Below are 448 nucleotides of genomic sequence, written 5' to 3'. Positions count from 1 at the left end.
CGGGCCGCCCGCTGCGCGCGGCGCCGCGGCGCCCGTGAGCGCCACCGGGGAGCACGCCGGCGGCGGCCCGGCCGCCGTGGAGGTCGTGGCCGGGGCGCTGGCGGGGCCGGAGCGCGCCGCGGTGGAGGAGCTGGCCGCCGCGGCCTCCGCGCACGACGGTGCGGACGCGCTGAGCGAGGACGCCCTGCTGCGGCTGCGCACCGGCGCGGACGGCGCGCGCCACCTGCTGCTGCGCGCCGGCGCGGGGCCGCTGGGGTACGCGCAGCTCGCCGACGCCGGGGCGGACCTGGCCGGCGAGCTGCTGGTGCACCCGGGTGCGCGCGGCCGCGGCCACGGGCGGGCGCTGCTGCGCGCCGCCACCGGCGCGGCCGCCGGGCGGCGGGTGCTGCTGTGGGCGCACGGCGACGTGCCGGCCGCGGCGGCGCTGGCCGCGGGCGCCGGCTGGGTG

At 86.2% G+C, this 448-nt stretch carries 1 protein-coding gene; it reads left to right on the top strand.

Features of this window, described 5'->3' with window-relative positions:
- Positions 1-34: 34 nt before the first annotated feature.
- The coding region (locus GTR00_RS22525) for a GNAT family N-acetyltransferase (RefSeq protein ID WP_240900829.1) at positions 35-448 on the top strand (414 nt) is incomplete at its 3' end.

This window comes from Kineococcus indalonis (genome assembly GCF_009906395.1).
GTDB classification, from domain to species: domain Bacteria; phylum Actinomycetota; class Actinomycetes; order Actinomycetales; family Kineococcaceae; genus Kineococcus; species Kineococcus indalonis.
This window is presented reverse-complemented; position numbering and strand designations above follow the sequence as displayed.